This window comes from Pseudomonas sp. HMWF021 (assembly GCF_003061005.1).
GTDB lineage: Bacteria > Pseudomonadota > Gammaproteobacteria > Pseudomonadales > Pseudomonadaceae > Aquipseudomonas.
Window position 1 is genome coordinate 21,793 of sequence record NZ_QAIK01000095.1, and the last position, 6,226, is coordinate 28,018.

6 protein-coding genes and 1 pseudogene are annotated in these 6,226 nt (G+C 61.2%); 2 read left to right on the plus strand and 5 right to left on the minus strand.

Going from position 1 to position 6,226, the window contains the following annotated elements; genetic code table 11:
- Position 1: 1 nt before the first annotated feature.
- The 3 genes from yecR to DBR18_RS28245 all read right to left on the minus strand — a co-directional run bounded on the left by yecR (position 2) and on the right by DBR18_RS28245 (position 1,052).
- Positions 2–310 carry a YecR family lipoprotein gene (gene yecR, locus DBR18_RS12615; RefSeq protein ID WP_108590559.1) on the minus strand — a complete coding sequence of 103 codons (309 nt, stop codon included), beginning with the start codon at positions 308–310 and terminating at the stop codon, positions 2–4.
- A gap of 32 nt (positions 311–342) precedes the next feature.
- Positions 343–657: a hypothetical protein gene (locus DBR18_RS12620; protein WP_108590560.1), complete on the minus strand. Its 315-nt coding sequence runs from the start codon at positions 655–657 to the stop codon at positions 343–345.
- Positions 658–842: 185 nt separating this feature from the next.
- Positions 843–1,052 carry a hypothetical protein gene (locus DBR18_RS28245; protein ID WP_158275049.1) on the minus strand — a complete coding sequence of 70 codons (210 nt, stop codon included), beginning with the start codon at positions 1,050–1,052 and terminating at the stop codon, positions 843–845.
- Between the two features lie 15 nt (positions 1,053–1,067).
- Between DBR18_RS28245 and DBR18_RS28250 the strand changes: the two genes are divergently transcribed.
- A complete protein-coding gene (locus DBR18_RS28250) occupies positions 1,068–1,511 on the plus strand; it encodes a hypothetical protein (RefSeq protein WP_158275050.1) in 444 nt (147 codons plus the stop codon).
- Positions 1,512–2,060: 549 nt separating this feature from the next.
- On the opposite strand, the gene DBR18_RS12630 is transcribed toward DBR18_RS28250, so the two are convergent.
- On the minus strand, positions 2,061–3,233 hold the full coding sequence (locus DBR18_RS12630; RefSeq protein WP_041062583.1) for a cystathionine gamma-synthase: 1,173 nt from the start codon (positions 3,231–3,233) through the stop codon (positions 2,061–2,063).
- Entirely contained in the window at positions 3,230–4,606 is a 1,377-nt protein-coding gene (locus tag DBR18_RS12635) for a cystathionine beta-synthase (RefSeq protein WP_108590561.1), read from the minus strand. Before DBR18_RS12635 ends, DBR18_RS12630 begins: the two co-directional genes overlap by 4 nt.
- A gap of 390 nt (positions 4,607–4,996) precedes the next feature.
- Between DBR18_RS12635 and DBR18_RS29125 the strand changes: the two are divergent.
- Positions 4,997–6,226: pseudogene (locus tag DBR18_RS29125) on the plus strand (5-methyltetrahydropteroyltriglutamate--homocysteine S-methyltransferase); the annotation flags it as partial.

Consider the following 6,226-nt stretch of genomic DNA (forward strand, 5'->3'; position numbering starts at 1 on the left):
CTCAACGCTTGCAGAGATAGTCCTGAGTGATGGTGGTTTGCAGGCAGTTGTACTGACCCATGGTGCGGCAGATGTTTTTCTCCGAGCCGGTCACCTCGGCATTCTTGTAGCCCCAGGTCTTGCAGCGTTCGGAGGCAACGGTCAGGCCTTGGGCGGCGCTGGTCTCGCCGCTTTCGAACTGGCCCAGTTCATACGAGACTTGAACCACGCCATCGTTCTTGCTGCCGCCGGTGGCTTCCCACTGTTTGGGCGTGGCGCAGCCGGTCAGGGCGAGGGCGGTGAGGGTGAGAGAAGCAATCAGGATTTTCATGATGGAACGTAGTCCTTTACCGAGGAAATGAATTACTGAACCGGGATCGGCGAGGCACCTTTGGGCAGGCAGGACAACGGCGGGGTCATGATGCCCATGCTCGCCACGGCGATGATCGCGCCGCTGGGCAACTCGCAGTTGTACTCGCCGGCCGGCGTATACGCGGTGTAGTAGGTGAGGGTGCTGTCGCTGCGGATGTTGTCGATTTTCGACACCGGCTTGCCGATGACCGTTTGTGCGCGTTCTTTCATGCTGGCTTCGGTGGGTTTGGCGGTCTGGCAACCGCTGGCGCCCAGCAGCAGCGCGCTGACGATCGCCACTTTGAGAAGGTTGGAGTGCAGTTTCATGGTGTTTCTTCCTTGGTGTTGTTCTGATTTCCAGGCACAACGATCCCGCGCACTGCACAGCGGCAATGTTGGGGAACATCGGGGGTTGCGAGGGAATATAACGCCGGGTGGCGGGGCGGTCGATTAGCACAAATGTGCTAGTGCGGTGCAGGATGAGGCGACCCGAACGGGTCGCCCCATGCCGATTATTGCGGGCTGTTGAACTGGTCGGAATAGCTGCCGGTCATCAGCGCCGAGGCAACGCGATCGGAACCGACGCCGACGCGCGAGTAGGCATAACGGTTGGCGCCGACCTTGTCGGTTCCGTCGGAGGCCAGGGTATTGGCGCCGACATGATCGGAGCCATCAGAGGCGACTGCGCCTGCGCCGACATGATCGGAACCGTCGGAAGCCACTGCGCCGGCCCCGACATGATCGGAGCCATCGGAAGCCACTGCGCCCGCGCCGACATGATCGGAGCCATCGGAAGCCACTGCGCCCGCGCCGACATGATCGGAGCCATCGGAGGCTACAGCGCCCGCGCCGACATGATCGGAGCCATCGGAAGCGACTGCGCCCGCGCCGACATGATCGGAGCCATCGGAAGCGACTGCGCCGGCGCCGACATGATCGGAGCCATCGGAGGCTACAGCGCCCGCCCCGACATGATCAGAGCCATCCGAGGCCACTGCGCCAGCCCCGACATGATCCGAACCATCGGAAGCCACTGCGCCAGCGCCGACATGATCGGACCCATCGGAGGCTACAGCACCAGCCCCCACATGATCAGAGCCATCGGAGGCCACCGCCTGCGGCTGCGCAGCCCAAACCGTTGGCAACATCACGGTCGCCGCGACCGCAAGAATGGCGCCTGACAAAAGCGTGTGTTTCATGATTTTCTCCACGACCCATCAGCCACACAGCATTCCGTTGGCCCGGGGTTGACCTGATTGGCGATTGGCACGGGCGCACGGTAACGCGCACGGGTGTCGACGTATTGCATGGAACCGCGATAGCGAACTGGAAAGTATAGATCGACAAACACGGGCCATGGCTGGCCGGGGGGGCAAGTGATAGTCGGTTAACTTCCTTGCGCCGGGGGGCTTGAAGGAAATCGGTCTAAAAACAGGCGTCCATCACTGTGGGGCTTTTGCTAGCCTCAAAGGTGTAGGCGAACACGCAGACTGATGCGCAAACGGATAGCAAGGGGACGTGGGGCGCGTTCCGAAGGGTACACGGTTAGAAAGATCTCCGCGCTGAGATCCAGCCCTTATGCCGTGTGAGGCAGCAAAGCACCGCTCTTTTTTCATGGTTGCTTTTGTACTGTGAGAGGCCCGATAAACCTTGTAAGCCAGAGACCAGCACTGGCCGCCTGCTCGAACACCAAAGCCCGCATTGCTGCGGGCTTTGTCGTTATTGCAGGTTTAGATTTTCGTCAGCGCGTACGCCAGATCGGCGCGCAGGTCTTCGAGATCCTCGACCCCCACCGACAGACGCACCAGGCCATCGCCGATCCCCAGCTTGGCGCGGGTTTCAGCGGGAATGGTGGCGTGGGTCATGATCGCCGGGTGCTCGATCAGGCTTTCGACGCCGCCCAGGCTTTCGGCCAGCGCGAAGATCTTCACGTTTTCCAGAAAGCGCCGTGCACCCTCCAGATCACTGTTCAGGTCCACCGAAATCATCCCGCCAAAACCATGCATCTGCCGTTTGGCCAATTCATGCTGCGGGTGCGACGGCAGGCCCGGGTAGTAGACGCGCTTGACCTGCGGTTGCTGCTCCAGCCATTTGGCCAGTTCCAGCGCGTTGCTGCAGTGACGCTCCATGCGCAGCGCCAGGGTCTTGACCCCGCGCAGGGTCAGGAACGCGTCGAACGGCCCGGAAATCGCGCCGACGGCGTTCTGCAGGAAGCCAAGTTTGTCCGCCAGTTCGGCATTCTGGCCGACCACCGCGATACCACCGATCACGTCGGAGTGACCGTTCAGGTACTTGGTGGTCGAGTGCAGCACGATGTCGAAGCCCAGCTCCAGCGGGCGCTGGATATACGGGCTGGCGAAGGTGTTGTCGGCGACGCTGATGATCCCGCGTGCGCGGCAGATGCGCGCAATCGCGGCCAGATCCGACAGGCTCAGCAGTGGGTTGGTCGGAGACTCGACAATCACCAGGCGCGTGTCGTCCTGCAGCGCCGCTTCGAACGCCGCCAGATCAGTCAGATCGACGTAGCTGAAGCGATGCCCGGCGCTGCGCTGACGCACCTTGTCGAACAGACGGAACGTGCCGCCGTACAGGTCATTGCCGGAGATGACGTGGGAACCGGCGTCGATCAGTTCGAGCACGGTGGAAATCGTCGCCAGCCCGGAAGCAAACGCGAACGCGCGGGTGCCACCTTCCAGATCCGCCACGCAGCGTTCCAAAGCAAAACGCGTCGGGTTGTGCGAGCGCCCGTAGTCGAAGCCTTTGTGTACGCCGGGGCTGTCTTGCAGGTAAGTCGAGTTGGCGTAGATCGGCGGCATCAGCGCGCCAGTGGTCGGGTCAGGCGTTTGCCCGGCATGGATCACCCGGGTCGCGAAGCCTTGGGATTTATCGTCGTGCTGACTCATGCGAGGGATCTCCGTAATTGGTTGAGCATGTCGGTGCGGGTAATCAGGCCGTGGAAGCCCGAGGCGTCGGCGATGATCGCGACGAGGCCGCGACTGAGCACCGCTTCCAGCTCGGCGAGGTTGGCACCGGGGGCGAGGGTTTGCAGTTTGTCGGTCATCACGCTGGACACCGATTGACTGAAGCGCGCGGCGTCTTCGTGCACCGCCAGCAGGATGTCGGATTCGTCGATCACCCCGACCAGTTGTTTGCCTTCCACCAGCACCGGCAGCTGCGAAACGTCCGCCAGACGCATGCGCTGGAACGCGGTCAGCAGCGTGTCGTCAGGGCCGACGCTGATCACTCGGCCGTCCTCGAAACGGCGCGCGATCAGGTCGCGCAGGTCGCCATAGCCCTTGCGCTGCAGCAGGCCCTGATCGGTCATCCACTGGTCGTTGTAGACCTTCGACAGATAGCGCGTGCCGGTGTCGCAGACGAAGCTGACGACGCGTTTCGGCTCGGTCTGTTCGCGGCAATAACGCAGCGCGGCGGCGAGCAGGGTGCCGGTGGACGAACCACCGAGAATGCCTTCGGCCTTGAGCAACTGACGGGCGTGGTCGAAGCTTTCTTCGTCGCTGATCGAGTAAGCGTGGCGCACGCTGGTGAGGTCGGTGATCGACGGAATGAAGTCTTCGCCGATGCCTTCTACCGCCCATGAACCTGGGGTGGGCATCGTGCCGTCGCGGCTGTATTGCGCCATCACCGAACCGACCGGGTCGGCGAGGACCATTTCCAGATCCGGCTGCACACGTTTGAAGAAACGGCTCAGGCCAGTCAGGGTGCCGGCGGAACCGACGCCGACCACGATCGCGTCCAGATCATGCTCGGTCTGCGCCCAGATTTCCGGCGCGGTGCTGCATTCGTGGGCCAGCGGGTTGGCGGGGTTGTTGAACTGGTCGGCGAAAAACGCGCCGGGAATGTCTTTGGCCAGGCGTGCAGCCACGTCCTGGTAATACTCGGGATGGCCCTTGCCGACATCCGAGCGGGTGATGTGCACTTCGGCGCCCATGGCTTTGAGGTGCAGGACTTTCTCGGTGGACATTTTGTCCGGGACGACCAGCACCACGCGGTAGCCTTTGGCCCGGCCGACCAGCGCCAGGCCCAGGCCGGTGTTGCCGGCGGTGGCCTCGACGATGGTGCCATCCGGTTGCAGGCGTCCGTCGCGTTCAGCGGCATCGATCATCGCCAGACCGATGCGGTCCTTGATCGAGCCGCAGGGGTTTTGTGATTCCAGTTTGAGAAACAGTGTGCAGAGGCCGGTATCGAAGCGGGTAACTTGTACCAGCGGCGTATTGCCGATCAGCCCAAGTACGGCAGGGCGTGAATCCTTTGACATTTCTTCACCTCTTGTAGTGGTGTTGATCGCGTTCCATTCGCGGGGAAAAGCTCGCGTGCAACATAGGCTCAGACATGATCTGTCGCAACCTTTAACCGGTCGCGGATACAGCCATTTCGATCTAACCATAGAACAGAATCGAAGCCTGCAACGGCGCGGTTTCAGAGGGTTTACATCAAGGCGCCATCGAGTATTCAAAGGGCGTCGTGACTGTGCTCGATAGCTTGATTCGCGCAGGAATATCCTGCAGGGCCAATCGTGTTTTCTGCGGCATGCCGTTGATAGCTGATCATGAGAGAAACTTGTGATCATCAAGATTAAAATGAGTTTGTCTCACTAGTGCTCGATCTCGACAATGGCGCCATCAACAAGACATTGGAGTTGTTTGTTATGGCACTGGCCCATTCCCTCGGATTTCCGCGCATCGGTCGCGACCGCGAACTGAAGAAAGCGCAAGAGGCGTTCTGGAAAGGAGAACTGAACGAGGCCGGCCTGCGTGAAGTGGGTCGTGAACTGCGCAAGGCCCACTGGGACCTGCAGAAAAACGCCGGCATCGAGCTGCTGCCGGTGGGCGATTTCGCCTGGTACGACCAGGTGCTGACCCACTCGCTGATGTTCGGGGTGATCCCCGAGCGCTTCCGCCCGCATGACGGCAAAGCCACGCTGCAGACCCTTTTCGGCATGGCCCGTGGCGTCAGCGACAGCTGCTGTGGCGGTGCGCACGCTCAGGAAATGACCAAGTGGTTCGACACCAACTACCACTATCTGGTCCCGGAATTCAGCGTCGATCAACAGTTCCAGCTCGGCTGGGAACAGTTGTTCGAAGAAGTCGAAGAGGCCCGTGCGCTGGGACACAACGTCAAACCGGTGATCATCGGCCCACTGACTTATCTATGGCTGGGCAAGACCAAAGGCGCCGAGTTCGACAAGCTGGAATTGCTTGATCGTTTGCTGCCGCTGTACGGGCAGATCTTCGCCCGGCTCGCCGCCCAAGGCGTGGAATGGGTGCAAATCGACGAGCCGATTCTGGTGCTCGACCTGCCACAGGAATGGAAGAACGCTTTTGAGCGCGCCTACAACCAGATCCAGCGTGATCCACTGAAAAAACTGGTCGCTACCTATTTTGGCGGTCTGGAAGAAAACCTCGGGCTGGCTGCCAATCTGCCGGTCGATGGCCTGCACATCGATCTGGTGCGTGCGCCGGACCAATACCCGACCATCCTTGATCGTCTGCCGGCCTACAAAGTGCTGTCGCTGGGTGTGGTGAACGGTCGTAACGTCTGGCGCTGCGATTTGGAAAATGCGCTGGCGACATTGCAGCATGCGCATGAACGTCTGGGTGATCGGCTGTGGGTGGCGCCATCGTGCTCTCTACTGCACAGCCCGGTGGATTTGAACCGCGAAGATCAGCTCGATGCCGAGCTGAGAAGCTGGCTGGCGTTTGCCGTGCAGAAGTGCGAAGAAGTCGCCGTGCTGGCCCAAGCCGTTAATCAGCCCGAGGCGCCGAAAGTGCTGCGCGCCTTGGCCCAAAGTCGCTCGGTACAGACCAGCCGCGCCGCCTCGCCACGCATTCACAAACCGGCGGTGCAGGCCCGTGTGGCGGCCATTACCGCGCAGGAT

What these genes read in the sequence shown, in the direction of transcription:
- yecR (WP_108590559.1), bottom strand. Translation starts at nt 310, where the DNA reads ATGAAAATCCTGATTGCTTCTCTCACCCTCACCGCCCTCGCCCTGACC.
- DBR18_RS12620 (WP_108590560.1), bottom strand. Translation starts at nt 657, where the DNA reads ATGAAACTGCACTCCAACCTTCTCAAAGTGGCGATCGTCAGCGCGCTG.
- DBR18_RS28250 (WP_158275050.1), top strand. Translation starts at nt 1,068, where the DNA reads ATGATCGGAGCCATCGGAAGCCACTGCGCCCGCGCCGACATGATCGGA.
- DBR18_RS12630 (WP_041062583.1), bottom strand. Translation starts at nt 3,233, where the DNA reads ATGAGTCAGCACGACGATAAATCCCAAGGCTTCGCGACCCGGGTGATC.
- DBR18_RS12635 (WP_108590561.1), bottom strand. Translation starts at nt 4,606, where the DNA reads ATGTCAAAGGATTCACGCCCTGCCGTACTTGGGCTGATCGGCAATACG.